This window comes from Actinoplanes regularis (genome assembly GCF_900188005.1).
Classification (GTDB): domain Bacteria; phylum Actinomycetota; class Actinomycetes; order Mycobacteriales; family Micromonosporaceae; genus Actinoplanes; species Actinoplanes regularis.
Genome location: NZ_FZNR01000004.1, coordinates 272,824 through 298,858 on the forward strand (window position 1 = coordinate 272,824; position 26,035 = coordinate 298,858).

At 70.2% G+C, this 26,035-nt stretch carries 22 protein-coding genes; 10 read left to right on the forward strand and 12 right to left on the reverse strand.

What is annotated here, in order from left to right; all coding sequences use genetic code 11:
* Window positions 1-2: 2 nt before the first annotated feature.
* The gene (locus CHC09_RS13645) at window positions 3-542 is read right to left on the reverse strand and encodes a GtrA family protein (RefSeq protein ID WP_089293435.1); all 540 of its coding nucleotides are present in this window, start codon (window positions 540-542) and stop codon (window positions 3-5) included.
* Window positions 543-630: 88 nt separating this feature from the next.
* On the opposite strand from CHC09_RS13645, the gene CHC09_RS13650 reads away from it, so the two are divergent.
* Window positions 631-1,482, forward strand: a complete 852-nt coding sequence (locus CHC09_RS13650) for an aminoglycoside phosphotransferase family protein (protein WP_089293692.1) — start codon at window positions 631-633, stop codon at window positions 1,480-1,482.
* Here CHC09_RS13650 and CHC09_RS13655 read toward each other — a convergent pair whose 3' ends face one another.
* The 5 genes from CHC09_RS13655 to CHC09_RS13675 all read right to left on the reverse strand — a co-directional run bounded on the left by CHC09_RS13655 (window position 1,483) and on the right by CHC09_RS13675 (window position 8,587).
* Window positions 1,483-3,279, reverse strand: a complete 1,797-nt coding sequence (locus CHC09_RS13655; protein ID WP_089293436.1) for a sensor histidine kinase — start codon at window positions 3,277-3,279, stop codon at window positions 1,483-1,485.
* On the reverse strand, window positions 3,276-3,980 hold the full coding sequence (locus tag CHC09_RS13660; RefSeq protein ID WP_179277078.1) for a response regulator transcription factor: 705 nt from the start codon (window positions 3,978-3,980) through the stop codon (window positions 3,276-3,278). Before CHC09_RS13660 ends, CHC09_RS13655 begins: the two co-directional genes overlap by 4 nt.
* A 41-nt stretch (window positions 3,981-4,021) precedes the next feature.
* A complete protein-coding gene (locus CHC09_RS13665) occupies window positions 4,022-4,804 on the reverse strand; it encodes a CbtA family protein (protein WP_143232312.1) in 783 nt (260 codons plus the stop codon).
* Window positions 4,805-4,905: 101 nt separating this feature from the next.
* The gene (locus CHC09_RS13670) at window positions 4,906-5,658 is read right to left on the reverse strand and encodes a hypothetical protein (RefSeq protein ID WP_239138309.1); all 753 of its coding nucleotides are present in this window, start codon (window positions 5,656-5,658) and stop codon (window positions 4,906-4,908) included.
* Between the two features lie 244 nt (window positions 5,659-5,902).
* Window positions 5,903-8,587, reverse strand: coding sequence for a hypothetical protein (locus CHC09_RS13675; protein WP_089293439.1), 2,685 nt, complete (start codon window positions 8,585-8,587; stop codon window positions 5,903-5,905).
* A gap of 104 nt (window positions 8,588-8,691) precedes the next feature.
* On the opposite strand from CHC09_RS13675, the gene CHC09_RS13680 reads away from it, so the two are divergent.
* Both CHC09_RS13680 and ileS read left to right on the forward strand, forming a co-directional pair.
* Window positions 8,692-9,048 (forward strand): group I truncated hemoglobin, encoded by a 357-nt coding sequence (locus tag CHC09_RS13680; protein ID WP_089293440.1) that lies wholly within the window; start codon window positions 8,692-8,694, stop codon window positions 9,046-9,048.
* A gap of 76 nt (window positions 9,049-9,124) precedes the next feature.
* Complete coding sequence (gene ileS, locus CHC09_RS13685) at window positions 9,125-12,223, forward strand: isoleucine--tRNA ligase (protein WP_089293441.1); 3,099 nt, start codon at window positions 9,125-9,127, stop codon at window positions 12,221-12,223.
* Here ileS and CHC09_RS13690 read toward each other — a convergent pair.
* The 4 genes from CHC09_RS13690 to CHC09_RS13705 all read right to left on the reverse strand — a co-directional run bounded on the left by CHC09_RS13690 (window position 12,220) and on the right by CHC09_RS13705 (window position 16,517).
* On the reverse strand, window positions 12,220-14,523 hold the full coding sequence (locus CHC09_RS13690; protein ID WP_179277080.1) for a sensor histidine kinase: 2,304 nt from the start codon (window positions 14,521-14,523) through the stop codon (window positions 12,220-12,222). The genes ileS and CHC09_RS13690 overlap by 4 nt on opposite strands.
* Before the next feature lie 114 nt (window positions 14,524-14,637).
* On the reverse strand, window positions 14,638-15,105 hold the full coding sequence (locus tag CHC09_RS13695) for a hypothetical protein (protein WP_089293443.1): 468 nt from the start codon (window positions 15,103-15,105) through the stop codon (window positions 14,638-14,640).
* A gap of 68 nt (window positions 15,106-15,173) precedes the next feature.
* Window positions 15,174-15,473 (reverse strand): hypothetical protein, encoded by a 300-nt coding sequence (locus tag CHC09_RS13700; protein ID WP_179277081.1) that lies wholly within the window; start codon window positions 15,471-15,473, stop codon window positions 15,174-15,176.
* A 90-nt stretch (window positions 15,474-15,563) separates the two neighbouring features.
* Window positions 15,564-16,517, reverse strand: a complete 954-nt coding sequence (locus CHC09_RS13705; RefSeq protein ID WP_089293444.1) for a DUF6282 family protein — start codon at window positions 16,515-16,517, stop codon at window positions 15,564-15,566.
* Window positions 16,518-16,661: 144 nt separating this feature from the next.
* Between CHC09_RS13705 and CHC09_RS13710 the strand changes: the two genes are divergently transcribed.
* Both CHC09_RS13710 and CHC09_RS13715 read left to right on the forward strand, forming a co-directional pair.
* Window positions 16,662-17,411: an arylamine N-acetyltransferase family protein gene (locus CHC09_RS13710; RefSeq protein WP_089293445.1), complete on the forward strand. Its 750-nt coding sequence runs from the start codon at window positions 16,662-16,664 to the stop codon at window positions 17,409-17,411.
* A gap of 42 nt (window positions 17,412-17,453) precedes the next feature.
* A complete protein-coding gene (locus CHC09_RS13715) occupies window positions 17,454-18,092 on the forward strand; it encodes a hypothetical protein (RefSeq protein ID WP_089293446.1) in 639 nt (212 codons plus the stop codon).
* 30 nt (window positions 18,093-18,122) lie between these two features.
* Here CHC09_RS13715 and CHC09_RS13720 read toward each other — a convergent pair whose 3' ends face one another.
* Window positions 18,123-18,821 carry a GNAT family N-acetyltransferase gene (locus CHC09_RS13720; protein ID WP_089293447.1) on the reverse strand — a complete coding sequence of 233 codons (699 nt, stop codon included), beginning with the start codon at window positions 18,819-18,821 and terminating at the stop codon, window positions 18,123-18,125.
* Between the two features lie 116 nt (window positions 18,822-18,937).
* Here CHC09_RS13720 and CHC09_RS13725 point away from each other — a divergent pair, with 116 nt between their 5' ends.
* Entirely contained in the window at window positions 18,938-19,786 is an 849-nt protein-coding gene (locus CHC09_RS13725) for a CPBP family intramembrane glutamic endopeptidase (RefSeq protein ID WP_089293448.1), read from the forward strand.
* A gap of 24 nt (window positions 19,787-19,810) precedes the next feature.
* Here the strand turns inward: CHC09_RS13725 and CHC09_RS13730 are convergent, their stop codons facing one another.
* Window positions 19,811-20,734 carry a hypothetical protein gene (locus tag CHC09_RS13730; protein ID WP_089293449.1) on the reverse strand — a complete coding sequence of 308 codons (924 nt, stop codon included), beginning with the start codon at window positions 20,732-20,734 and terminating at the stop codon, window positions 19,811-19,813.
* A gap of 172 nt (window positions 20,735-20,906) precedes the next feature.
* Between CHC09_RS13730 and CHC09_RS13735 the strand changes: the two genes are divergently transcribed.
* The 4 genes from CHC09_RS13735 to CHC09_RS13750 all read left to right on the forward strand — a co-directional run bounded on the left by CHC09_RS13735 (window position 20,907) and on the right by CHC09_RS13750 (window position 26,013).
* Window positions 20,907-21,176: a hypothetical protein gene (locus CHC09_RS13735; protein ID WP_089293450.1), complete on the forward strand. Its 270-nt coding sequence runs from the start codon at window positions 20,907-20,909 to the stop codon at window positions 21,174-21,176.
* 340 nt (window positions 21,177-21,516) lie between these two features.
* Window positions 21,517-23,121: a tetratricopeptide repeat-containing diguanylate cyclase gene (locus CHC09_RS13740; RefSeq protein ID WP_089293451.1), complete on the forward strand. Its 1,605-nt coding sequence runs from the start codon at window positions 21,517-21,519 to the stop codon at window positions 23,119-23,121.
* 198 nt (window positions 23,122-23,319) lie between these two features.
* Complete coding sequence (locus CHC09_RS13745) at window positions 23,320-25,332, forward strand: M6 family metalloprotease domain-containing protein (protein WP_089293452.1); 2,013 nt, start codon at window positions 23,320-23,322, stop codon at window positions 25,330-25,332.
* Between the two features lie 69 nt (window positions 25,333-25,401).
* Complete coding sequence (locus CHC09_RS13750; protein WP_089293453.1) at window positions 25,402-26,013, forward strand: DUF4937 domain-containing protein; 612 nt, start codon at window positions 25,402-25,404, stop codon at window positions 26,011-26,013.
* The last annotated feature ends 22 nt before the right edge of the window (window positions 26,014-26,035 follow it).

Below are 26,035 nucleotides of genomic sequence, written 5' to 3' on the forward strand. Positions count from 1 at the left end.
ACCTACCGTTTGGGGCGGTTCCGCGTCATGGGGCGCCGCGGCTCGTGCCGGAGCAGCTTGCTGCGCGGCCCAGGACGCGACCGGGCCGGCCGTACATCCGCGTGCGGGAAGACGAACCGCTTGAACGCCCACAACCGGAACACCATCGCGACCAGCGTCCCCAGGACGATGCCGCTGACGAAGTCGGCGATCTCCTGCACCGGACGGCTGACGTCCGGCACACGCAGCTCCAGCACATACCGTGAGACGGCCAGCGGGATCAGGTTGAGACCGATACCGATCGCGCTCACGGCGAAGAACAGCGCCGCCTCATGATGCTGCTCACGCCCACCGCGGGTACGGAACGACCACTCCCGGTTGAGCACGTAGGACAGGATCGTGGCGATGACCGTCGCGAACGCCAGGGCGGTGACCGGCTTCTCGTGCAGCACGGTCAGCTTCAGCAGGTAGTTCACGGCGGTGGTGACCACGAAGCAGATCCCGCCGACGACGAGGAACTTGGCAGCCTCGTGGTACCTGTCCCACAACCGTTTCAGACGCATCCGGGGGAGTTTGTCAGGCGTGCCCGACGCTCGCAACCCACGAGCTAATCAGGTGGCCGGGATCATGCCGGGCTGGAAGGCTGCGCCGATGACGATCACCCCGGAGACCGCCCGCACCCTGATCGCGGCCCAGTTCCCGCACTGGGCCGGCCTGCCGGTCGAACGGGTCGGCGTGCACGGCACGGTCAACGCGGTGTTCCGGCTCGGTGACCGGCTCACCGCCCGGTTCCCCCTGGTGGAGCAGGACCTGCCGACCGAGGCCGCGGCCGCCCGGGAGCTGCTCGGCGCCACCCGGTTCGCCACCCCGGAACCGGTCGCGATGGGCGAGCCCGGCCCCGGCTTCCCGCGCCCGTGGGCCGTCCAGACCTGGCTGCCCGGCGCGGTGACCAGCGAGGACTCGCACGCCGGAGGGGATGCTTTCGCGTACGACCTGGCCGAGTTCATCCACGGCGTCCGCGCTCTCGACACCCGGGGCCGCACGTTCCGTGGCGAGGGCCGCGGCGGTCACCTGCCGGCGCACGACGAGTGGATGGAGACCTGCCTGCGGGAGAGCGAGGGCCTGCTCGACGTTCCGCCCCTGCGCCGGCTCTGGGCCGAACTGCGCGAACTGCCCCGCGACTCCCCGGACGTGATGACCCACAGTGACCTGATCCCGGGCAACCTGCTCGCCGACGGCGACCGCCTGGCCGGTGTGCTGGACGTCGGTGGCCTCGGCCCAGCCGACCCGGCCCTCGACCTGGTCTGCGCCTGGCACCTGCTCGATCACCGGACCCGTGGAGTGTTGCGCGCGGCGCTCGGCTGCGGCGACCTGGAGTGGGAACGCGGCCGGGCCTGGGCGTTCGAGCAGGCGATGGGCCTGGTCTGGCACTACGTCGAGAGCAACCCGCCGATGGCCCGGCTGGGCCGCAGCACCCTGCACCGCATCATGACGGAGAGCTGATCAGCGCACCTGGGCCGGGAGACGGACGGTGAACGTCGTCCCGAGACCGGGTTCGCTGGTCGCGACGATGCTGCCGCCGTGGTCGTCGACGATGCGCCGGGCGATCGTGAGCCCGAGGCCGGACCCGCCGGTGGCCCGCTGGCGTGCCGGGTCGGCCCGCCAGAACCGGTCGAAGACCCGCGACACCTCCGCCTCGGTCATGCCCACCCCGGAGTCGCGCACGGTCAGAATCGCGATCAGCGGGTCACGCGTCACCCCGACCTCCACCCGCCCGCCGGCGTCGGTGTAGCGGATCGCGTTGCTGAGCAGGTTGCCGAGGACCTGCCGGATCCGGCCCGGGTCGGCGTGCACCTGGACCGGCCCGGGCGCCTCGACGATCAGCTCCAGCCCGGCGTTGGCGGCGACCGCCCGGTGCGCGGTGACCGCGGTCGCGGCCAGTTCGGCCAGGTCGAGGGGCTCCGGATGGTAGGCCAGATCACCGGCCTCGGCGAGGGCGAGGTACTGCAGGTCGTCGATGATCCGGCGTTGCAGCAGCGTCTCCTCGTGCAGGGAGGCGAACAGCTCCGGGGACGGTTCGATCACCCCGTCGGCCAGCCCCTCGAGGTATCCGCGCAGGTTCGACAGGGGCGTACGCAGCTCGTGGGCGACGTCGGCCACCAGCCGCCGCTGGCGCTCCTCGCTGCGTTGCACCGCCTCGGCCATCGCGTTGAACGACGACGACAGGAGCGCGAACTCGTCCCTGCCGGGGGTCTTGACCCGGACGTCCAGTTGCCCGGCGGCGAGCCGCAGCGACGCCCCGGTCAGGGCCCGCACCGGGCGGCTGACCCGCCGGGCGATCCAGGCGGTGCCGAGCGCCGCGACGACCAGCAGCCCCGCCACACCGAACACGGCCGACCGGCTCAGACCGCTCAGCTCCAGCCGGCCGGTACCGAAGAAGATCCGCACAGGTACGGCCGAGGTGCTCGCGACCGCCTCGGTGAAGCCGGAGGGGACACACTGGTCGAAGTAGAGCATCGGCTCGTCGCGGCACTCGGCGAGCCGCGCCCACCACCGGTCGAGCCACCCGGAGTCGCCGAGAACCTTGGCCGTACCCTCGCGCACACAGTCGCCGGCGGCCGTCAGCTGCCCGGCGGTGAGGTACGGCGAAACCTCCAGGCCGAGCGCGGGCGCGCCGATCGTGCGCCGATCGGCCGCGCAGCGCACCACGACCAGGGCGGCCCGGTACTGCGCGACCTGGAACAGCGCCTGTCCCTCCGGAGTGGACAACCCGGAGCCGCCGGGCGTGGCCACGAACAGGCCGGCGGGCAGAACGGGCCGCTTCGGCGCCGGCTTCGGCGCGGCCGGGCGGCTCTTGGGGTTCGTACGCCAGTGCTCCAGCGCTTTGATCTCGGCGGGGTTCCGTGCCGCGTCCGCGGTCAGCAGGCCGGCCTGCCGCTGGGTCTCGCCGTCCAGATCCGGGTACGGGTGAACCGGCGTGTACCGCCGCTGCATCGGCCCGACGGCCCGGTTGGCCAGCACGTCCGAGTCGGTCAGCGTCTCACTGTCGGCCTCCACCCGGATGTGCAGCCCGGTGCGCCGCGCCAGGTCGCCGACGACCGTGTCGATCCCGTTCCACCGGCCGTTGGTGACCCCGAACCGCCGGATCGTGTCGGTGATCTCCGCCTCGTGCTTGTCGCGGGCGGCGTCCAGCCGGTAGACCTCGCGGGAGGTGAGACTGAGGGTGAGCCACGCCGTCGCGCCGATCGCGGTGCCGGCCACGATCAGCACCAGCAGGAAGATCCGCAGACGGAAGGTCATCGCTCGCCCATCCGGTAACCCCTGCCGTAAACCGTCTGCACGTAGCGGGGCTCGGCCGGATTCCGTTCGATCTTGCGGCGCAGGTTGACCACGTGCGCGTCGACGGTGCGCTCCGAGACGTCGTTCTCGAACCCGAACGTCTTGTCGATGATCTGACCGCGGGTGAAGACCCGGCCCGGCTCCCGGGCCAGCAGCTCCAGGATCGCGAACTCCTTGGCGGTCAGCCGCACCGTGTTCCCGTCGATTCGCACCTCGAAGCGGGCCGCGTCTACCTCCAGGTCACCGACCCGCAGCACCTCGGGGTTCTCGCCGCCGCGCACCCGGCGCAGCAGAGCCCGGATCCGGGCGGTCAGCTCGCGCGGGCTGACCGGCTTGCTCAGATAGTCGTCGGCGCCGATGTCCAGGCCGAGCAGCATGTCGCTCTCCGCCGCACGGGCGGTGACCAGCAGGATCGCCACCCCGGCCAGCTCCCGGTCGGGGTCGGCGCGCAGGATCCGGCACACGTCCAGGCCGTCGACCAGCGGCATCATCACGTCCAGGACCAGCAGGTCGGGGCGGCGCGCGCGGGCCTGCTCCAGGGCGGCCCGGCCATCGCCGACGGTGAGTACCTGGTGGCCGTCCCGCTCCAGGTAGAGCCGGATCAGCTGGGCGTGCTTGGGGTCATCGTCGGCGACGAGGATACGGGCGGTCACGGCTGGCATTCTGACTCAGCAAGTCCACCCGTACATTCGAATGTGCGAATTCAAGAAGCCGGTCGGTAGACCGGATCGTGCCGGTTGCTGTAGGAGAGCCGCACCTGCACGCTGGCATCGGGGTCGCCGATGGACCGCAGCTGCAGGCACAGGGCATAGGGATCGGTCGGGCGACGTGACGACTTGCACTCGATGTCGGGTTCCGCGGTGAACGGATACCACCGCATCCGCCAGCCCTCGGTCCGCTCCAGATGCTCGCCGATCCGCCGGGTCAGCGCGCGGGCGTCTGCGGTGTCGCTCGCCCGGACCGTGATCACGCGGGTGCAGGCCACGTTGTTGCAGTCGAGGCGGTTCTCGTCCGTGACGACGCCGGGCGGCAGGGAGGCGCCGGGCGGGGTGGGCGGTTCGCCCACGAACGGCACGGCGACGGCCGCCGCGCAGCCGGCCAGGAACACCAGAAACCCGATCCGCCGTACGCCGGTACGCGTCACGATCATGGCCACCAGCACGGTCAGCCCCGCGGCCACGAGATACCAGCGCAGGAAGTCGTCGACGGTCGGCGGCGTCGCGTACGACGCGAACCGCACCGTGCCCACCGACCAGCCCGCCACCAGCAGGACCAGCGGCACGCCGGCCTTCCAGGTGCGGCCCACAAGCGCCCAGGCGACCGGGAAGAGCAGGACCACCGGGACCAGCACGGCGACCTCGGCCGGCCGCAGCATCTCGTCGAGGATCGGACTGTGCGGCTGCACGTACGGCCAGGCGGGAATCGTCGCCGCGAGCGCGGCCAGCAGGAACAACAGGCGGCCCCGGCCGCTCCACTCGTTCTTCACGCCGGTTTGGACGCACCGACCGGCGAACCGTTCCGTCACCCCGGTGCCATTCCCAGGTTCACCATCCGGGGGGTGTTCCTCTCCGCCGCGGCAGCGACGCCTCAAGCACCGTGCCGCACGGGGGCTGGGCCGATGCCGCAGGCGGTGATGCCGTGGGCGATGAGCGTGCGGTGGCCACGGCTCACCGCGCGCTGCCCGCCGACCGCGATCGGATAGCCGCCGACCCGGCCCGCGTACAGCATCAGCGTCACGGCGTGGGCCAGGGCGATGCCGGGCAGCGCGGACCACACCGCGGTCACCGTCGAGTCGAGCGAGTGGGCGGGGTCCGCGCCGAGATAGAGGGCGGACTCCGGGGCCCGCCCGCCGAGGCGGTGAGGGGCGGGTGCCGGGGGATCGGCGGACTGCAGGGCCGGCCACAGCGACTCCACCAGGCCGGGCACGTCGACCTCCCGGCGGAAGTCCCGCCCGGCCGGGCGAGGCGCGTTCACCAGGGGCTCGTCCGAGACGAACGGGTCGGCGCAGGCCGCGCAGCGTCCGAAGAGATGATTCGCCTGGCGGGCCAACTCGCCACGGCGCTCGGCGGTGTGGATCAGATTGGCGAACGGGCCGTTCGCGTAGCGGGACCGGATCGCCCGTTTGACCCGCCGAGCCGCCTCGAACGCGTCGGGGCCGGCGAGCAGTAGCACCTCGGAGGGCCCGTCGCCCAGGTAGCGCTCCAGGAACGCCAGCATCAGCACGTGCGCCCCGTCCGTGTACTCCGACCAGAGGAAACGGACCTCCGACGGGGTCAGCGAGACCGGATGACGACAGACGATCCGCAGACCGGCCTCGGCCACCGCTGCCTCGACGGCCACGGTCCGGCCCGTACGCAGGCAATCGGGTTTGAGAAGAAGGAACGACCGTTCCAAACCCACACCCCTCAGCCATTGCCACCTGACCTGCAATCTTACGCCCGACCGGCCCCGCCGCCTCCGGCGTGATCGCCCGGCGCCCGAGCCGCCCCGGGCCGCCGGCCAGCAGCGTGCCCGGTCCGCTTCGAGCCGTGACCAGCAGCATGTCCGGGCCGGAGGCGGAGATGGCCCGCCAGCTGCCGGCGCGTCAGGCACCTCCAGGGGTCCGGTTGGCGGTCAGGGTCCGGGCGAGCCGCGCCGCCTCGGTGATCAGGCGCGTGCGGCCGGAACGCCCGGCCACCTCTGCGACCTCCGGCAGGTCCTCGGTCGCGTGGACGGCCGACGCGGCGGCCTCGGCCAGCGTGAGAAGCGCGGGCGTGCCCGCGTCGGGAGCGGCCAGCGCGGCCGGGAGCAGCTCACGGACCGTGGTCCAGACTTCGGTGGTGACCTCGGCGCGCAGCGCGTCGGTGAGACAACCGGCCACCCGTTTGACGTTCAGCCAGCCCCCGCGTTGCAGGTGCGCCATCTCTCGGCCGATCAGAGCCCCGTCCAGCTTGCCGCGCGCCGCCAGCTCGACGAACGCGTCGGTGGCGGACGTCCGGCCGCTGCGGTGATCGGCGCTGAGCCCGCGCGCGAGGCAGAGCGCCAGCGCCGGACCGAACGGGCCGGTCGAGGCGGCCAGGGCCGGCAGGATGTCGAGCTGTGGGGGGAAGTTACCGTCGGCCGCCATGGTGATCTGCGGTAGCGCCTGCGCGGCCACGATCTCGGGATGTCCCGGAAGCACCATCGGCCAGCTGATCACCGCATGATTGCTCCGGTTCCCCCGGGTCCGATCCGGATCAGCCGGCATCTCGAACAGACCGGGTGGCACGGCGAGCGTGAACTCTGGGGCGTGCCCGGCTGGGCGCGCCGCCGAGGCCGCCGGAAGCCCCAACCGCCCATTCGTCCCGGCTTGCGGATCCGGGCCGTCCGCATCAGCGAGCGGATCCACGCTGCCCGGCCCGGCGTGCCAGGTCGGCACGGGTAGCGGGATCGCGTCGAATGCGCTGGTCCGGCGTGTAATGGGTGGCTGCTCGCAGGTGCAGCGGTCCGGGTCGGGGCAACGGTGCCAGATCGTCGTGAGCGTCACCACCACCGGATCCGGCAGGCCACCGCCGCGCAACCAGGCCGCGAAGAGCCGTCCGGCCGGGCCGGTCAGCCGCTCGGCGCCGGCCAGGACCGCCGGATCGACCGTGCGCGGCAGCCGCAGCATCGCCTGCGACAGGTCGTAGGGCCCCGGCTGCCAGCCGTCACGCTCCCCGGCGGCGAGCAGGGACAACACTCGCTCCGGATCGACGTGCCCGTCCAGGGTGGCGGGCGTGGCGAGCAACGCCGGTGGCAGGGTGCCGGCCATCTGCCCGCCCAGTTCCCGGAGGCGTTCCGCGAGCATCCAGAACAGCGGGCCGGCGTTGATCTCCCAGTAACTCGGCTGCCAGACCGTCCAGCTCCGCTGAATCACCGCCCGCAGCAGGTTGGTCAGCGCACCCGACCAATCTGGAACCTTCGGCTTCAACGCGGCGGCCAGCGCCTCCCGATCGGTGTTCGCGAACCGGACCAGCGCGTCGAGAACCTGCTCCGTCAAGAGCGGCTCCTGGTTGAGCCGCAGCAGCTCAACGACCACCGGCACCAGCTCGGGAATGGACCGGACCGGCTCCAGCGCCGCGGCCGCCGCAACGGCAGCGGCCGCCGGGACGCGACCGTCAGTCAGCGGGGGAGCGGGAGCGATCTCCGGCAGCAGTTCGGTGACCTGGCGGTGGAGGTCTCCGGTCAGGGTCTCCGCGGCGCTCGCCAGCCGCTCCCGGCCGGTCGGCCCGAAAGCGGGCAGATGCTTCCCGGCCAGGCGCAGGGTGCGCTCGGCCAGGTCGGTCGACTCATTGGCCAGACCGGTCAAGAGGGCCTCGAACAGCACCGGATCGGCCTTGCGGGCCAGCGCCTGATCCAGCCAGGCGAGCTGCGCACGGACCACCTTCTTCTCCCGGCGGGCGAGCACCGACAGCGCCGCGTCCGCCACCGCCTCGGTGTCGAGCAGTCCGGCGTCGTCGACCGCGCGCAGCGACTCCTGCGCCACCGTGACCACGGTGCTGTGCGGGCTGTTCACCATCACCAGATAGGACTGCCGGTGCTCGGCACACTCGTCGAGGCCGGGCGCGAGCATCCGGTGCAGCTCCACGAACGACCGGACGGCATTGGCCCGGTCACCCTCGGCGAGCCGGAACAAGCACCCGGAGAACACCACGTCCCGCTGCTCGGCGAGGTTCGCCAGGCCGCCCGCGCTCACCTCGGTGCCCAGCCCGGGGATCGTGAAGACGTGCGGGAGCAGGTACGGGGTGCGCGGATCGTCCCGCAGCGCGGCGGAGCTGCAGCCGGTCTCCCGCAACCAGCCGCGCAACGTCGCCTCGGTCGGCGGGACCGGCTCGCCGGCGGCGTCGAGCAACCGGCTGATCAGACGCCACTGCTGGTGGATCTGGTTGGACCGCAGCCTGGTCGCCATGCCCCGGGCGACCACGGCGAGCGACGGCCGCCCCGGTGCCCGCAGCACCCGGATCAACGTACTGGCCAGCGTCGAATCGTCACCGTTGCCGAAGTTGCGCAGCCAGCTGACCACCTTGGCGGCGCCGGTCAGGCAGCCCGCGCCGGCCACCCGCATGGCGTCGTTGCGCCGCCGCATGAGCTGCCACGACTCCGGTGGGGCCAGGTCGATGCGGGGCATCCGGGCGGCGGCGAACGCCGGCAGCGACTTGCCCAGGGCACGGCGGGCCGGCTCGTCCATGGCGAGCAGCGCGTCGGCGATCGCCTCCACCTCGCCCCGCTGGATCGCGGTGGCGAGCTGCTCGAACGTCAGATCGGCGGTCATGCCTGGCAACCTAGCGGGACCCCCCGACACAAAATTCGGCCCCTCCGGCGTACGAGGGAAATCGTCGCGAGACAACGAATCGCCGGACCTCTATCTTCTATTCCGTGGATGCCTCGTTCTACGCCCGCATCGGCGGGCAACCCGCGGTGACCGCCGCGGTCGACGCGCTCTACCGGGTCGTTCTCGCCGACGACCGCCTTGTCGACTACTTCGACGGCTCGGACCTGGACCACCTCAAGTCTCACATGGTCGCCCTGCTCAGCCAGGTGCTCGGCGGCCCCGCCGAGTACTCCGGCCGCGATCTGCGCGGCGCCCACTTCGGCCTCGGCATCGTGCCCGAGCACTACGACCTGGTCGGCGCCTACCTGATCGGTGTGCTGGCCGGTCTCGGCGTCGACGACGAGGTGCTGACGGCGGTGCGCGGCGTGCTGGCCGCGTCGGCGGCCGACGTGGTGGAGTGATCGGGGCGCGGACAGCCCCGAAACGCGCCGAAAACCGTTCATGAGTCCCCGGACCGGGTGAGTAGAGTCCTGCGGCATGTACCGTCCGGTCCCGGCTCAGGTCGACCTGCCCGCGCTCGACCACGACATCCTGCGCTTCTGGCGGGAGCACGACGTCTTCGGGCAGAGCCTGCGGCAGTCCGCGGGCCGTCCGGAGTGGGTCTTCTACGAGGGCCCGCCGACCGCGAACGGCATGCCGGGCGCACACCACATCGAGGCGCGCGTCTTCAAGGACGTGTTCCCCCGCTACCGGACGATGAAGGGCTACCACGTGGCCCGCAAGGCCGGGTGGGACTGCCACGGGCTGCCGGTCGAACTGGCCGTGGAGAAGGAGCTCGGGTTCACCGGCAAGCAGGACATCGAGGCGTACGGCGTCGCCGAGTTCAATGCCAGATGCCGGGCGTCGGTGACCCGGCACACCGACGCGTTCGCCGAGCTGACCGAGCGGATGGGCTACTGGGTCGACCTCGACGACGCGTACCGGACGATGGATCCCGGCTACATCGACTCGGTGTGGTGGTCGCTGAAGCAGATCTTCGACAAGGGGCTGCTGGTCGAGGACTTCCGGGTGGCCCCGTGGTGCCCGCGTGACCAGACCACGCTCTCGGATCACGAGCTGGATCAGGGCTACGAGATCGACGTCGATCCGTCGGTCCACGTCCGGTTCCCGCTGACCTCCGGGCCGCTCGCCGGCACCACCTCGCTGCTGGTCTGGACGACCACGCCGTGGACCCTGGTGTCGAACACGGCGGTGGCGGTGCATCCGGCGGTCACCTACGTGGTCGTCACGGACGGCGTCGAGCGTCTGGTGGTCGCGGAGCAGCTGATCCTGGAGGGTTTCACGCCGACCGGGGAGTCGTTCGCGGGCAAAGAGCTGGAGCGGTGGACGTACCGGCGCCCCCTCGACCTGGTCGAGGTGCCGGACGCGCACATCGTGATCCTGGCGAACTATGTGACCACCGACAGCGGCACCGGGCTGGTGCACCAGGCGCCCGCGTTCGGTGCGGACGACCTGGCCAGCTGCCGGGCGTACGGGCTGCCCATGGTCAACCCGGTACGCCGGGACGGCACGTTCGAGCCGGAACTCGACCTGGTCGGCGGCCTGTTCTTCCGGGACGCGAACGAACCGCTGGTCGCCGAGCTGACGCGGAGGAACCTGCTGTTCCGGCACGAGCCGTACCAGCACAAGTATCCGCACTGCTGGCGCTGCCACACCGCGCTGATCTACTACGCCCAGCCGTCCTGGTACGTGCGGACCACCGCGGTGCGCGACGCGCTGCTGCGGGAGAACGAGCAGACGAACTGGCAGCCGGGGAACGTCAAGCACGGCCGCTACGGCGACTGGCTGAACAACAACGTCGACTGGGCGCTGTCCCGCAACCGGTACTGGGGGACACCCCTGCCGATCTGGCGCTGTGCGGCCGGCCATCTGACCTGCGTGGGCTCCCGTGAGGAGCTCGGCGGCCGGGCGGATCGGGATCTGTCCGATCTGGATCCGCACCGGCCGTTCATCGACGCGGTGACGTTCGCGTGCCCCGAGTGCGGGGAGACCTCGACCCGGGTGCCGGAGGTCATCGACGGCTGGTACGACTCGGGGTCGATGCCGTTCGCCCAGTTCGGCTACCCGTACCGGAACCGGGAGCTGTTCGAACAGCGCTTCCCCGCCCAGTTCATCTCGGAGGGGATCGACCAGACCCGTGGCTGGTTCTACACCCTGATGGCCGTCGGCACGCTGGTCTTCGACCGCTCGCCGTACCAGAACGTGGTCTGCCTCGGTCTCATCCTGGCCGAGGACGGCCGCAAGATGTCCAAGCACTTCGGCAACATCCTCGAGCCGATCCCGCTGATGGACCAGCACGGCGCGGACGCCGTCCGCTGGTACATGGCCGCCGTCGGTTCGCCGTGGTCGGCCCGCCGGGTCGGTCACACAGCGTTGCAGGAGGTGGTTCGCAAGATCCTGCTGACGTACTGGAACACCGTCGCGTTCCAGGCGCTCTACGGCCGTACCGCCGGTTGGACGCCGAGCGGCGGCGATCCCGCACCGGCGCGGCGGCCCGCGCTGGACCGCTGGATCCTCTCCGAGTCGCAGCGGCTCATCACCGAGGTGGACGCGGCCATGACCGCGTTCGACCTGCAGGAGACCGGGCGGCTGATCGCCGCCTTCATCGACGATCTTTCCAACTGGTACGTACGCCGCAGCCGTCGCCGGTTCTGGCGCGGCGACCCGGCCGCCCTCGCAACCCTGCACGAGGCGCTACGCACCGTCACGCTACTGATGGCGCCGATCACGCCGTTCGTCACCGAGCGCGTCTGGCGGGACCTGATCGTCCCGGTCGATCAGGGGGCGCCGGCCTCGGTGCACCTCGCCGTGTTCCCCGAGCCGGACGCCGCGCTGATCGACCACGAACTCGCCGCGCGGATGGCCGCCACCCGCCGCCTGGTCGAGCTGGGTCGCACCGCCCGCGCCGAGTCCGGTCTCAAGATCCGTCAGCCGCTCGCCCGGGCGCTGGTGTCCGGCGCCGCGGACCTGCCCGCGGAGCTGCTCGGCGAGATCGCCGCGGAACTCAACGTCAACGCGGTCGAGCCGTTGGCCGGTTCCCTGGTGGACACCACCGCCAAGGCGAACTTCCGCGCCCTCGGCAAGCGGTTCGGCAAGGCGGTGCAGCAGGTCGCGGCCGCGATCCAGGCGGCTGACGCCGCGGAGATCAAGCTTGCTCTGCGTACGGCCGGAGCCGCGACCGTGACGGTCGGCGACGAGGAGATCGTCCTCGCCCCGGACGAGGTCGTGATCACCGAGACGCCCCGCGAGGGGTGGGCGGTCGCGTCGGACGCGGGCGCGACCCTGGCGCTCGACCTGCACCTGACGCCGGAGCTACGCCGCGCCGGCCTGGCCCGCGACGCGATCCGGCGGATCCAGGAGGCCCGCAAGGCCAGTGGCCTGGAGGTCTCCGACCGGATCCGGCTGCGTTACCGAGCCGGCGGGGACATCGTTCTCGCCCTGACCGAGCACGGCGCGCTCGTCGCCGACGAGGTCCTGGCCACCGATCTCGCCGCCGGCGACCCGGAGTGGGCGCAGCCGCGCGCGTTCACGGACGAGTCGATCGGCCTGACCTTCTGGCTCACCCGCAATCGCTAACCCGGTTCGCGCCGGACGGACTCGCGGGCGCTGGGTGCCAGCGGCCGGAACAGGCTCCGCAGGGGGTAACGCGGCGTGATGCCGGGCTGTCCTTCGGCCGAGGTCGTCTGCGTGGCGTGCAGCGGGAGGCATACGAGGATGCGGGTCCCGTCCTCGTTGCCGGAGTCCAGGGCCACGGTGCCGCCGTGCGCCTGGACGATGGTTCGCACCAGGGTCAGGCCGAGCCCTGTTCCGGGGATGTTGTGGCGGGCGTTGCTACCTCGATAGAAGCGGTCGAACAGCTGGTCCCGGTCGTCCGGGGGGATGCCGATGCCGTGGTCGGTGACGGCGAGTTCCGTGCAGTCCTCCCCGGCGACGATCTCGACCTGGATCTCACCGCCGTCCGGGCTGTATTTGACGGCGTTGGAAAGCAGGTTGTCCACCATCTGGCGCAACCGCCCGGCGTCGCCGACCAGCGTGACCGTGCTCGGCATGATGGCACGTAGCGATATGCCTACCGGGTTGCCGAGCTCCGCGATCGCGGCGGAGATGACGGCGACGAGGTTCACCGGCCGCAGCTGCAGGCCCAGGTGGCCCGACTCCAGCGCGGCGAGGTCGAGCAGGTCGTCGATGATCGTGTGCACGGATCGGACGTTGCGACTGACGATTTCGACCAGGTCACGCGCGTCGTCGGGCAGCTGCTCGTCCTCCAGCAGCAGGTCGCTGCAGGTGGTGATCGAGGTCAGGGGCGTGCGCAGCTCATGTCCGACCAGGGCGATGAAGTCGTCCTTCGCGCGAACCAGCTGCATCGCCAGCTCCAGGCTGTGGCGACGGGCGAGGAAGTAGCCGACCTGTTCCGCGAGGTACTCGAGCAGGTCGGTGAGCAATGGCCTGTCGTACTCGACCGTGTCGGCGAAGCAGGTCAGCACACCGACGACGACATCTCCATCGCGGATCGGCACCGCCACAACCGTGCACGGATGCGATCCGGCATCGGCCGGGCTGAACTCCTGGGCTCCGGGCTCGCGAGCATATCGGGACTCGGCATAGTGCGGCACCCACAGGAGCGTGCCGTTCTGCCAGCACTCACTCGTCACGCTCGTGCCGCGGCCCATCCGCGCCGGAATCGGTGCGGCGAGCACGATGCCCGGGGCGATGCGGTGCGCGACGAGGTTGAGCAGCTGCTCGGCGGGGTTGGCCAGCCAGAGCGCAACGCACGGCCAGCCCAGGGCCTCGCCCAGCGCGTTGACCAGCTCCGGACCAGCCTCTTCGACGGTGCCGGCGTGGTTGAGCATGGTGGCGACCCGCAGATTGCACTCGCGGAACCGGTCGGCGCGCCACCGTTCGGTGACGTTGAGGAGCGTCGTGACGGCGCCGAGCAGGTTGCCGTCGTCGGTACGGATCGCCTTGCCGTAGGCGACCACGTGCTGGTCGAGGACCCCGCGATCGTGCATGATCGACTCGGCTCGGTGCACGAATTCGTCGTGGAGCGCGCGTACGTGCACCAGTTCGTGTCGCTGGAACGGAGTGCCGTCGGGGTGGCGAAGCCGGCCAAGCACCGTTTGGATGGCTTCCTCGGGGGAGAGGCCGGCGGGAAGTTTGTTCAGCTCGCGCGCCATGCGGTTGACCAATAGCGGCTGGCCGGCGCTGTCGGCCACCACCACGCCGACCTGCAGGCTGTCCAGGAGCGCGGCGAAGACCTGGCGTTGCCGCTGCAGGCTGGCCCGAATGCTCGGCGGCCAGACCTGGTCGGCCGGGACAGAGGGGGGCGGCCGGTTGGCGAGCATGGCGAGCGTGGCGCCCATGGCCTCCCCGTCCGGCTCGAATCGGAGCAGCTCGGCGAACTCGGTGAGCACGGCGAGGTCGCTCGGGTGCCACGCGCGCGTCACGGTGTCGGCGACCGCGACCGCACCCAGCGGCCGGCCGGCCTCATCGCGGAGCGGGGCGCCGGCGAAGGAGCGGATCCCACCGTCGACCAGGAGTGGGTTGTTCTGGAGCAGATCGTCGGCCGTGGCCTCGTCCGCGAACAGGTCCTCGATCGCGAGCACCTCGTTGACGCAGACGACGTAGGCGCAGAGCGCGTGCCGGCGTGCACCGCGCCGGCCCGGCACGAACCACTCGGGAACCCCGTACCGCCCGATGAGCTCTTCCTCAGCGGCGCCGAGCAGCGAGATCATCCCGATCGGGGCGTTCGCGAGACGGGCGGACATCCGGGCTACGGCATCGAATCCGGCGGGCTTGCCGGCGAAGGCGCCGCGGGCTTGGGCGACGGCATGCAGCCGGGCCGGGGCATCGAGCACTGCCATGTCGATCCTGGGCATGCCTGCCACCGCTGCACCCCCGTTCCGCGTGCCGCGTCTTATCACCTGAATTATATGAGCCTGTCCGGATCCTCGACGGCGCATTGACTCGCCTGTGAACCCGTCTTTCCGGTGTTACGGGTGGGCCGTCGGCAGGCGCTTGACGAGACGCCGCGCCATGATCAGCGGAACGACGCCGAGCACTCCGAAGGACATGTCGATCACGGTCCACCCCCACGGGAGGTGCCGAGCCGGCCCGGCGATCAGGGCCAGCGGGATGATCGCAACGCAGCAGATCATTCCCCACTCGATCACCCAGAGGTTGCGTACCGGGTCACGCCACGGCCCCCAGAAGGCCATCGCGATGACCAGGTGGGCGAAGGCCAGCCAATCCGTGCCGTACGCGACGAAGGGGTAGTTCGCGTCGGTGGCGACCAGGCCGTCCCGGACCCGGTCGACCCAGACGATCACCGCCTCCGGTGCCGGCACTCCGTGTATCAGTTCGGAGAGCAATCGCATCTCGGTGACCAGTGGGAACGCGGTCACCCCGCTGAGCACCAGTCCGATGGTGAAGAGCAGCAGCCAGGCGCGGATCGCTTTCATGATCGGCAACGTAGGGCACCCGGATGTGCCGAGGCCCTCTCGCACACAGGACCTGCACAAGCCCTGCGCTATTTCCGCCAGATCGACACGTGGTCCGTGCTCTCCGCGGTGAACGGCGAGCCCTTCCAGTCGGCGGTGCGCTGTCGCAGGATCAGTCCGGCCAGGCGGCCCATCAGGTCACACTCGGACGGCCAGAGGAAGCGGAAGTTGCTGTAGTTGTAGCGGACCCTCCCGTCCGGCGAGCGCGAGTAGTGATGCGAGGTGCCCTGCTGGGTGACCACGTCGAGGGTGTCGAAGCCGGTGTGCCGCTCGCTCACCGCGAACGGGACGGCGGTCTGTCCCGGCGGGAGCCGGCGGAGGTCCGGCACCCAGAGCTCGACGACGAAGTGACCGCCGGGGGCGAGGTGGCGGGCCGCGTTCCGGGAGCCTTCCCGATCCCGCCGGTCCGCGCGAGGTGATTACCGCGTACTTCCGGGACAGGCGTTGTCGCGCTGTCGCCCGAGAACCCGGCGGGTGTTGGTGACCGCCATCGTCCGTACCTCGTCGTCGCTGAAGCCCGCGCCGAGCAGCCGATCCGCGAGCAGCGCCAGGCCGTCCTCGACCGGCGGATTGAACGGTTGCCCGAGGTCGCTGGAGAGCAGCGAATGCTCCGGCCCCACCTCGCGGATGTGTTCGAAGAGCAGTTCCCAGGAGACCTTTCCGGTGTACGCCGTGGTGAAGCACCGTTCCAGCAGCGCGCCCCGTCCGGCGAGATGACGCTGGGTGTCGACGTCCAGCTGCTGCGACGTGAACTCGGGGTGGGTCACGATGATCCGCCGCACCCCGGCGCCGGCGGCCGCGTCCACCGCCGCGACGATCTCCGGCCCGCTCAGGTGCCCGGTCGCCAGCACCATGTCGTGCTTGGCGATCACCGCGAACACCTCGTGCAGCGCCGGCACGACCTTCCCGGCCTCGTCGACCACCTCGATCGGCGGCGCGACGATGCCCTGCTCGGCGAGCTCGTCCTGGAGCGCGGCCCACATCGGCCGGGTCGCGCCCGGTGGCATCGAGGAGAGGCCGGCCCGCTCGTTCGCACAGTCCACGGTCGGCAGCCAGACGACCCGCGCGCCCTGCCGTCCGGCGATCTCCACGGCCACCGGATTGAGGCCGCCGACCGAGCCGTTCAGGGTGAGCGCGCCGAACGCCTCGACGCCGGGCACCACGCCGCGGACGACTTCGGCGCGCTCGGCGGTCGGGACATAGTGCGACTTGAGCACGAAGCCGGCCAGCCCCACCTCGGCGAATCGCCGGGCCAGGGTCACGTCGTCGATCCGGCGTTCCATCACGTCCGGCGCGACGTGCACGTGGGTGTCGTATCCGCCGATCACCAGTTCGCGGGCGTGGTCGGTGGGGGTTGGATGATCAACGCTCATGCGCCATCTCCCGTGGTGGCGGGGCTTTGGTCCGACCCTGGCATTGGTTGACAGCATTGGCAACAAATCGAAGAGCATTCACGGGCATCTGTTTGTCGTGGTTCCGGTGGACTTCGAGCCGGCTTCATGTCGGAAGCTTGCCGGATGGACGTGACCGCATACCTGGACCGGATCGGCCAGCCCCGCCCGGCCGTCGCCGACGACGCCGCGCTGCGCGAGCTGACCTGGCGGCATCAGGCCGCCGTGCCGTTCGAGAACCTCAGCATCCACCTCGGCGAGACGATCTCGATCGACCCCGGTGCTCTCTTCGACAAGATCGTGCGGCGTCGCCGGGGCGGGTTCTGCTACGAACTCAACGGGCTGTTCGCGCTGCTGCTCGAGGGCCTCGGCTACACCGTGGACAGGGTCGCCTGCCGGGTGCATCGCGGAGGGGCGCGCTTCGGGCCGATCCTCGATCACCTGGCGCTGATCGTGGACGGGCGGTGGCTGGTCGACGTCGGATTCGGGCGGCACTCGTCGTACCCGCTACGCCTTGACGACCGTGCTGAGCAGACGGATCCGGGCGGCAGCTTCCGGCTGGCCGAGGCGGCTGGAGGCGACCTCGACGTCCTGCGTGACGGCGAGCCGCAGTACCGGATCGAACGCCGGGCCCGCCCGCTCACCGACTTCGAGCCGGCCTGCTGGTGGCAGCAGACCTGGCCGGAGTCACGCTTCCGCAAGAGCCTGGTCTGCAGCCGGTTGGACGGCGACGACCGGATCACGCTTAGTGGGCGGACGCTGATCCGCCGCGTGGCCGGCGAGCGCACCGAGACGTTGCTCGAATCGGATGCGGAGCTGCTCCGCGCCTACCGCGACCACTTCGGGATCGATCTCGACCGGATCCCGATCACCTGAGGGCGGCGAATACCGGTTGCGCACGCTCGGCATGATCATCGGATGGTGTTGGTGCCGATCGTGTTTCTCTGGCTCGTGATGTCCCGGGAGTCCCGGACGCGGTGGACCATCGCCGCGGGCCTTGCCGGTCAAGCGGCCATCGCAGCCCTGCTTCTTCACGTCTTTCCGCGCGGTGCCGCCGAGATCGCCCTGGCCGCCCTGGTTCTGGGCCTGGCCACGGTTTTTACCGGCCGTCTGATCGAACGGGGCAGGCTCGGTCCGCCGAAGCAGACCAGGGTCGCGGTAGCGACGTTTCTTGTTGCCGGTTGGTCGTTGATGCTGCTGCTCGGCGGAGTGCTTCTCTTCAAGCCGGCGCCGTTCTTCCCGGCGACCGACAAAGTGCTGCCGTTGCCGGAGGGCCTGCATGCCACCGTCCATCCCACCGGCGACGGGGCCTGCGGCTCAGGATGGTGCATGCAATTGATTTCGGTCACCGGCCGTCCCGGGCAAGCTGATGATGATCTATATGCCGAGGTGCGACGACACGTCAAGGAGCGCGGATGGGGCACGGGATGCCGCCCCGCCGGTTGGCTGTTGGACCGGACCACCGAATGCGTCGAGCTGGCGGTGCGGGACCATCAGGTGATCATCGACCTCTCGGGCGGCCGAGACGACATGCGGGATCTCGTGACCATCGGCTAACGGGCACGCTCTTCCTCGACCGGCGTAGCGTCAACACAGGTCGAGAAACATGTCGATGTTCTCCTCGCCGGCGTCGGTGAACGCACCCGCCTCGAGGAAACCGCAGCGACGGTAGAAACGGCGGGCGCGGTGATTGTCCGCGTGCACCCCGCCGAACAGGACGACGCGGTCGCGGTCGAGGAGTCGAACCGCGGCCCAGGTCGGCGGCAGCAGCGCGGCGGCGAGGCCGGAGCCGTGCCAGGCGTCGGCGACACATGGTCCGAAACGGACAGCTCGTACGGGATCCAGGTCGATGCCGTAGCTCGCGTACCGGGCGAGTTCGAAGTCGGCCGGGAACGAGAAGCTCAGGTCGACCACGGCGTCGAGGTGGCCGGCCCGGTCCGGCCGATGGGCGACCAGCCGCAGCTTGTCGTAACGACCGATGGCCTCGATCCATCCCGCGGCCTCGACGGCGGGGTCGGTGTCGCCGTGCCAGAACCGGCGACTGGTGTCGGACAGTTCGGCGAGGAACGACGTCAGCGCGGCCGCGTCCCCGCTGCGCAGGGCGCGGAAGATGAATGGTGCGCCGGCCACCGACAACCGCCGAGCCAGTGGGCTCGGATCGATGGCGAGAGCGGCGAGAACCGGCAGCACGCCACGACCCTCCCGCACGCCTTCGCCGGCAGCAACCCCGATTTCGGGCTGCTCTCGGCCGACCGGTTCGCTCGGGGCGAGGATCGGCCATTCCATGTGCGGCGCCTGGGCAGGGAGCCATGACCAACGAGGTGACCGTCCCCTGCTGCCCCGTCCGCGCTGAGCGGATGCGGGGTTGCCGTCCGGCCGGGAACTAATCATGATCTTCGACCGTGACCCCGTTGATTCTCTCGGTCGTCCTGATCCTGATGCTCCTGGCGGATGCGATCCTGGGCGCCGTCCGCGCCAGGAGCGTGCTGGCAGCCTTGGCGGCCGCGCCCGCGAACCGGGTTCGGTTCTACCGGCGCGCCCTCGCCGTCGGCTGGGTCCGGGCTGCCATGGCGACGCTGGTGGCGTTGATCGCCGGTCTCTCGCTCACCGAGATCGGGATGTCCGGGCCGGGTGGTGGCCCCACCGGTGGGGCGCCCAACGGTTGGCTCCTCGCCTGGTCGGCCGCCATCCTCATCGGTGTGTCCACGGGAGTCGGCGCTGTCCGGATCCGCCGCGCCATGCGTGCCGGGCGGGTCTTTCCCAAACGGGCCAGGATCGCGCCGCTGATCCCGCGGACGACCGGCGAACGCCGGTACGCCGCGGCGCTGTCGGTCACCGCCGGCATCACCGAGGAGATCGTCTTCCGCGGCGCGCTGATCGCGCTCGGCATCGAGGTTTTCCACCTGCCCGTGCCGGTGATCGCCGCGCTGAGCCTGGTGCTTTTCGCCGCCTTCCATGCCTACCAGGGACGCGCCGGGGTGTTGAACGCCGGTGTCCTCGGCCTCTGGTTCACCGGTCTGACCCTGCTGGCCGGAAGCATCCTTCCCGCGATCGTCCTGCACATCGTGTTCGACCTGTGGGCCTTTCTCGTCGTACCGGCCGAACCCACTCCGCGCCCCGCCGAAGTGGTACCCGCCGACACCGGCGAGCGAGTCGCGCCACTGGTCGACACTCCACCGCCGAGCGAGGAGGGGCGTACGGACGCGCCTTCGACCATTCCCGCGATCAGGTCACCCATTCCCGCCGGGTAGCCCTTGCCGACGCCGGGCGGCAGATCATTGCCCGGTCGGCTCCTCGGGGTAGCCGCATCGCCGCGGTGTGCAGGCGTCCTCGTGGTCCCGGAACCAGAGGTAGGAATCGCGCTCCAACATTCGAGCCGACAACACGAGGCGGCGTTGCCGCATCCTGGGGACGTTCGACGGCAGCGCGGTGAACATCTCCGGGAGCACCGCCAGCGAGCCGGTGATCCGCTCCCCGTCGACCATCTGCAGGAGCACCCGGCACTCCCACCATGGCCGGTCTTCGCCCGGCCAGTAATAGTCCGCAGGGTCGGGGAACAGGTAGTGCGTGGCCTCGGGACTGAGATGAGCGCGGAACGCGGGGCTGCCCGATCCCAGCCCGAGCCGACGGCGGCCGGCCTCCTCGTACAGGGAATGCATCTGATCGCGTCCCAGTGCCTTCAGGACCCGGGCTGGCCGGGGTAAGGGCTGCCGCCCAGGCGGCGTTCGAACCGGCCAGCCGGCCAGCACCTGGAGCCGTCGCCGCAGGTTCCAGTCGGCGAAGTCCTTGCGCGGGGTCGGCAACGGGGGCGGTGGCGTCCACCGGTGACCCGCGGCGGCGATGTGGCGCAGCATCCACCGTCTTCCCGGCTCTCCGGTCGTATTCCAGGTCCAGCTCATCGGCCGGGCTCGCATCGCTCGTTCGCGACGGCTGATCTTTCCGGGGTGGGAAGGTCGCCGGCGGCCTTGGGGCTGGGCGATCAACGGCAGGTTGTGCGCTAGATCGGACAGGAACGAGATCGACTCGAGGATCTCCTTGGTCGACGTCTCAGGCTGGCGGCCAGGCTTCCTGGCGGCGGCTCGGATCTCGATCAACGCGTGATAGGCGAGGAGGCCGGCAACCGTGCGGTCGTCGACCTCGTCGACCCCGGATCCGAGGAGTCTGACCGGGCTCCGTCGATCGGTCGGTCCAGGTGTCATGCGGGAGGAATCTTGGTCCGGCGGCATGGTGACATCATCGCCGGCGGTGCTGCGACAGCGCAGGCCCGCCGCGGGCCCGGGGTGCCCAGCGGCGGCGACCATACCGTTGTGACGAGTGCGTCGGTGCTACGGTGCCTGCCGTCAGGACGATCGATATCGAGGTGGAAGTTCCATGGTGTTCCAGTACTGGCACCTCTTGGTTGCCGTCGTCCTTACCGCCCTGGTCGTGTGGGGTTTGCTGGTATCGCGGCGCAGGACGTTGATCGGCCTGGCCGCCGCCCTGGTGGCGCTCGGTGGCTTCGCGCTCTACACCCTGGTTCTCGACGAGCCGTTCCTCGAACACGACCTGAACAGCCGGCTGGAAGATCTGGCGTTCATCGGAGTTCCGGCCGTCCTCGGCATCGGCATCCTGCTCGCGGTCAAGCGCGCCGGTAGCCGCTGAGATCGAGCGCCTCGATCGGCGGCGCCTTCCTCGCGTAGCTCAGCGCGGACGGTCCCCACTGTCGCGATGGGGCGGTCCGTGACTTTGGTGTTGATCCACCTGGGGTCGGGTTGAAGATCAATTGATCTCGCGATGAACCTGCCGGAACAGGCTGACGGACGGTGCGGCCTTCGCCGACGACGGAAGCGACCCGGCCTCGGCGCGGCGGCCGTCCCCGACGCGCCGCCGCAGCACGCCGGTTGAACAGAGCCGCATGTCGATGGCGGTGCAGCCATCGAGATGCTAAGGGGGCGGCGCCCGGGGCCGATGGAAGGCGGTAGGTACGGGCGGGAGTGGGCTGATGGACGGTAGCGTGCTGGGTGCAGAAGAGTTGTCGGCAGCCCTGCTGGCGATGGAGGAGCAGTTCGTCTCCGACGCCACGGCCGCCCTCGCTGCCGCGGTCGACCTGGAACGACAGGCCACGCTGTCGGGCGACGAGGGTCTTGTCATGCGCGCCCGCCTCTGCCGGGCGCGCATGAACGTGCGGACCGGAGAGATCACGGCCGCCGCCCGGGAAATCTACGCCATCCAGCAATGGGCCGCCGAGCACGGCGACCGCCTGCTGGAATCTCGCACCCACGCGGCGGCCGCGTCCGTACATCAATACTCCGGTGACGCGGCCAAGCGTCTGGAGCACTCGCTGAGCGCGGTCGAATTGCTGGACGAGACCGCCACCCACTTCATGCAGATCTGGCATCGCGCCAGGCTGGCCGACGCGCTGGCCGAGACAGGCGAGATGGACTCGGCGCGGCTGCGTTACCGGCAGGCCGAGGATCTGGCCAAGCGGAGGCAGCAATGGGAACTGCTGCGGATCCTGCTCAACAACTGGGCCTACTACGAGTTCGAGAGCGGCGACGTAGCCCAGGCCCGCGAGGTCATCGATCGGATGATCGGGCACGCTGAAACACACGGCCTCGAGCTTGATCCCCCGACCCTGCACACGGTGGGGGAGGTCCAAGTCGCCGGCGGCGAGTTCGCCGCGGCCGAGCAGACGATGCTGACCTGTATCGCCCGGTACGCGGCCGGATTCGTCGAGCACGTCGCCGACCTGGCCAGCTATCGGCTCACCTTGGCCCGTGCCCAGCGGGGTCTCGGCGACGTCGTCGGGGCCCAGGAGAGCTTGGACGCCTGCCGTGAGCTGTGCATCGAACTCGAACTACCCGCCATTCTGGTCCAGGTGCACGAGGAACAGGCCAACCTGTACGCGGCCCGCGGCGACCACGCCTCGGCGTTCACCGAACTGAAGACGTTCATCGCGGCTCGCGAAAGCCTGCGCTCGCAGGAACGCGAGGCGCAGGCGCAGGCCCGCCAGGCGATGCTCGAGACCACGGAAGCCCGCGAACAGGCCGAACGGTTCCGCGAACAGGCCCGCCGCGACCCGCTCACCGGGCTACGGAACCGCCGCTTCGTCGACGAGGAACTGCCCGTCTTGATCGCAAGAGACCCTCGCCTCAGCGTGGCGGTCGCCGACATCGACCACTTCAAGCGAATCAACGACATGCTGTCGCACGACACCGGCGACCAGGTCCTCGTGAGAATCGCGAAACTACTGGAAACGGGTCTGGCGGCAGCCGTACCGCACGGATTCGTCGCCCGCCTCGGCGGTGAAGAGTTCCTCCTGGTGCTACCCGCCACCCCGGTTCCTGTCGCGACCGGCGCACTCGACCGCCTGCGGCAGGACATCAGCGCCCACCACTGGCACGACATCATCGGCGACCTGCCCGTCACCATCAGCGTCGGCGTAGCCGGAATCAGCGAAACCTCGCCCCCCAGCCAGTCCGCCGTGCTGGCCACCGCCGACCGCAACCTCTACGCCGCCAAACGCGAAGGACGCAACCGTGTCATCGCAGGGACGCCACGCGAACGCCTTCCCCGCGTTTATCGCGACCGCGATGTCTCCGAATAGCCGATGGCTCGGCTGATGAAACCGGATGGAGCGAAGGCTCGAACGCCGGCCTGAGCACGCCACCGGGCGGCGCGGTTCCGCATATGCCATCTTGCCCTGCGCCGGGCAGCAGGTGGCTGGAAGCGAAGGACCGAAGCAACCGGCTCAGCGAGCCGTCCACTGATTGATAAGTGTCAATTCTGCTGTCAGGATGGCGGGATGTTGACGGCGCGGGGTCTGGGCTCGGTCATGTCCACTGTGTTGTTGATGGTGGCCGGTGGGCTCGCCGTGACGCCGGCCGGCGCCGCGCCACCCGGGGAGGTCGATCCGGAGACGCCGTGGCGGGCCCGGCACTGGCCGCAAACCCAGCCGTGGCAGGTGAACGAGGCGGCCGCGCTGGCCCGGCCGGGCGGCGGGCCGCAGCCGATCGATCCGCAACGGTACGAATTGCCGGACACGATGACCTGGTCGGACTACACCAAGGTACCCGGGACGAACTGGGCGGACCCGGCGGTGCGCGGGACGGAGCGGAACTTCAACGGCGCGCTCGTGCTGGTCGACTTTCCGAACCAGCCGTTCGTGGTCACCCAGCCGGCGAACTCCACCATCTACGGCAACCCGTCCGGCGTACAGAATCTGGCTCGTGATGATGTTCCGGCGTTCTATCGGGACTTTCTCAACAAGCCTGGGGCGCTCAACCGCGGTCACACCATTCACGAGTACTGGATGGAGGATTCGAACGGCCGGTTCGGCATCGAGTTGAGCGCGTTCGGTGTCTACCAGATGCCCGCCGAGAGTCACGAGTACGGGATCGAGAACTCGATGCAGCGCGGGATGGGCTGCCCCGCCGGCGACCGGTGCGGGCGCGACCTTCGTACCGACGCGCAAGCCTCCTGGATCGCAGCGGTCGGTGCCGAAGAGGCGGCCTCCTACGATTTCGTCTTCTTCCTCTCCGCGGGGCAGGACGAATCGTCGACCTGGCAGGAGTTCGGGCAGATGAAGTTCGCCTCCAAGGACGACGTCTCCGACGAGTTCGGGCCGCCGGACGTGGCACTGCCGAATTGGAACGCGACCCGCTACGTCGATTGGACCTCCTGGCAAGCCTCGTCGAACATCTGGCCGAACGCCGCCCGGGGCAGTTCGCTGCAGGCGGAGAGTTCGGGCATGTCGACGTACGCGCACGAGTTCAGCCACATTCTCGGCGTCGGCGACAACTACAACAATCCGTATGGCATCCCGGCCCGCCGCGACTACAGCGGGCCGTGGGAGATGCTGAGCCGGGGCACGTTCAACGGGCCCGGTGGCCCGCACAGCCGGTGGCTCATTCCGGGCACCGGGGGATCGTCCATGGGCGCGCAACACATGCTGCGCAACAAGCTGAAGCTCGGCATCGTCGACGACGCCGCGGTGCTGAAGCTGTCCCGTGACGCGCTGGCCGGCTCCGGAGTCGTGGTGACCCGGGTGACGGCGCGCGAGGTGGATCCCGGCGGGCGGCGGCTGGCCGGGATCAACGTGACCCTGGACGGCGGCGACCGCACGGCCGCCTGCGATCCCGCGACGGATCCGTACTGCGACGGTGGCGGGTACGACAACTACACCCTCGAGGTGGTCGACCGGATGGGCTTCGACTCGTTCACACCCGACTCCGGGGTGCTGCTGGCCAAGACCAAGAACGCGGACAACGCGCCGTTCATCTGGACCGTCGACGCCAATCCACAGGATATCGACAAGGTCGACTTCGTGCTGCCGGACGGCACCCCGCAGAAGATGACCATCGGCGACTACCGGCAACTGTCCGACGCGCTGTTCCACGCCGGGACCGGGTCGGGCAGCGAGTTCGAGTACGTGGACACGGCCAACCGGCTGCACTTCTACGTGCTCGACCGGCAGCGGGACCGGGACGGGGTGTTGTCCTACCAGGTGGCGGTGCGCTCCCTCGACGGGGCCGGGCCGTCCGCCCGCGGGGTCAAGGCGCACCCGGCGTCCGCCCGCCTCGACCGGTCCGGCTGGGCGCGATGCACGATCCCGGTGCGCAACACGGGCCGTGGGGACGATGTCCTGCGCGTCTCGGCGCCGGGTGCGACCTTGCCGCGTACGGTCGTCGCCGTGCCCGGCGGCCGGACCTCCTCGGTGGAGGTCTATGTCGACCGCGCCTCGAAGGTGGCGATCACGATCGGGTCGGAGAGCGATCCGGCCGCCAGAACCACCACCTCCTGCACGGTACGGCGATGATCAGCCTCGGATCAGGGCGCGGCCCGCAGCGGCGGCGATCGTGGTGACTGTCTCGACTACCGTCCTTCCGTGACAGTCAAGTGGATCACGTGCTGGGCGACGGACCGCGCGGCCTTCGACCTCGGTCAGCAAGCGTGGGCCGGCCTTCGTGGCGTTCCTGGATTCCTCGGCCAGTGCGGTGGCTGGAGCAGGAGGACAGCCGGTGTCGCGCAGATCTTCGGGTTCTGGAGCAGCCGCTCCAGCCATGAGGAGTTCCTGAACGGCACGCACGACCGCCTCGCCGCCGCTCAGGCCGGAACCTTCGAGGAGGTTCGGGTACGCGTCCTGGATCAGAGACTTGTCATCGGTTCCGGCCTACTTGCCGGCCTGCCCGCGGTTTCGCTGCTGCGGCTCGCGCACTGCCACGTGCGGCAGGGTCGCGCGGCCCATTTCATCCAGACCCAGGCAGAGCTCTGGAACCCTGGGATGGCGGGAGCACCCGGCATGTGCGGCGGTGTCTTCGCGCAGAACGGCGAGTCGGAGTGCCTGGTCCTGTCAGGCTGGCGAACGGCTGACGATCACCAGCTCTACCTGGACGAACGCTTCGGTCAGCGGTACGAGAAGGCGGGGCTCGCAGCCGATCTCGACGATGTCACCGGTGACCTGGTCGACCTCGATCCGACCTGGACCGTCATCGGTTGAGTACCGGGGATCCCTAGCTTTT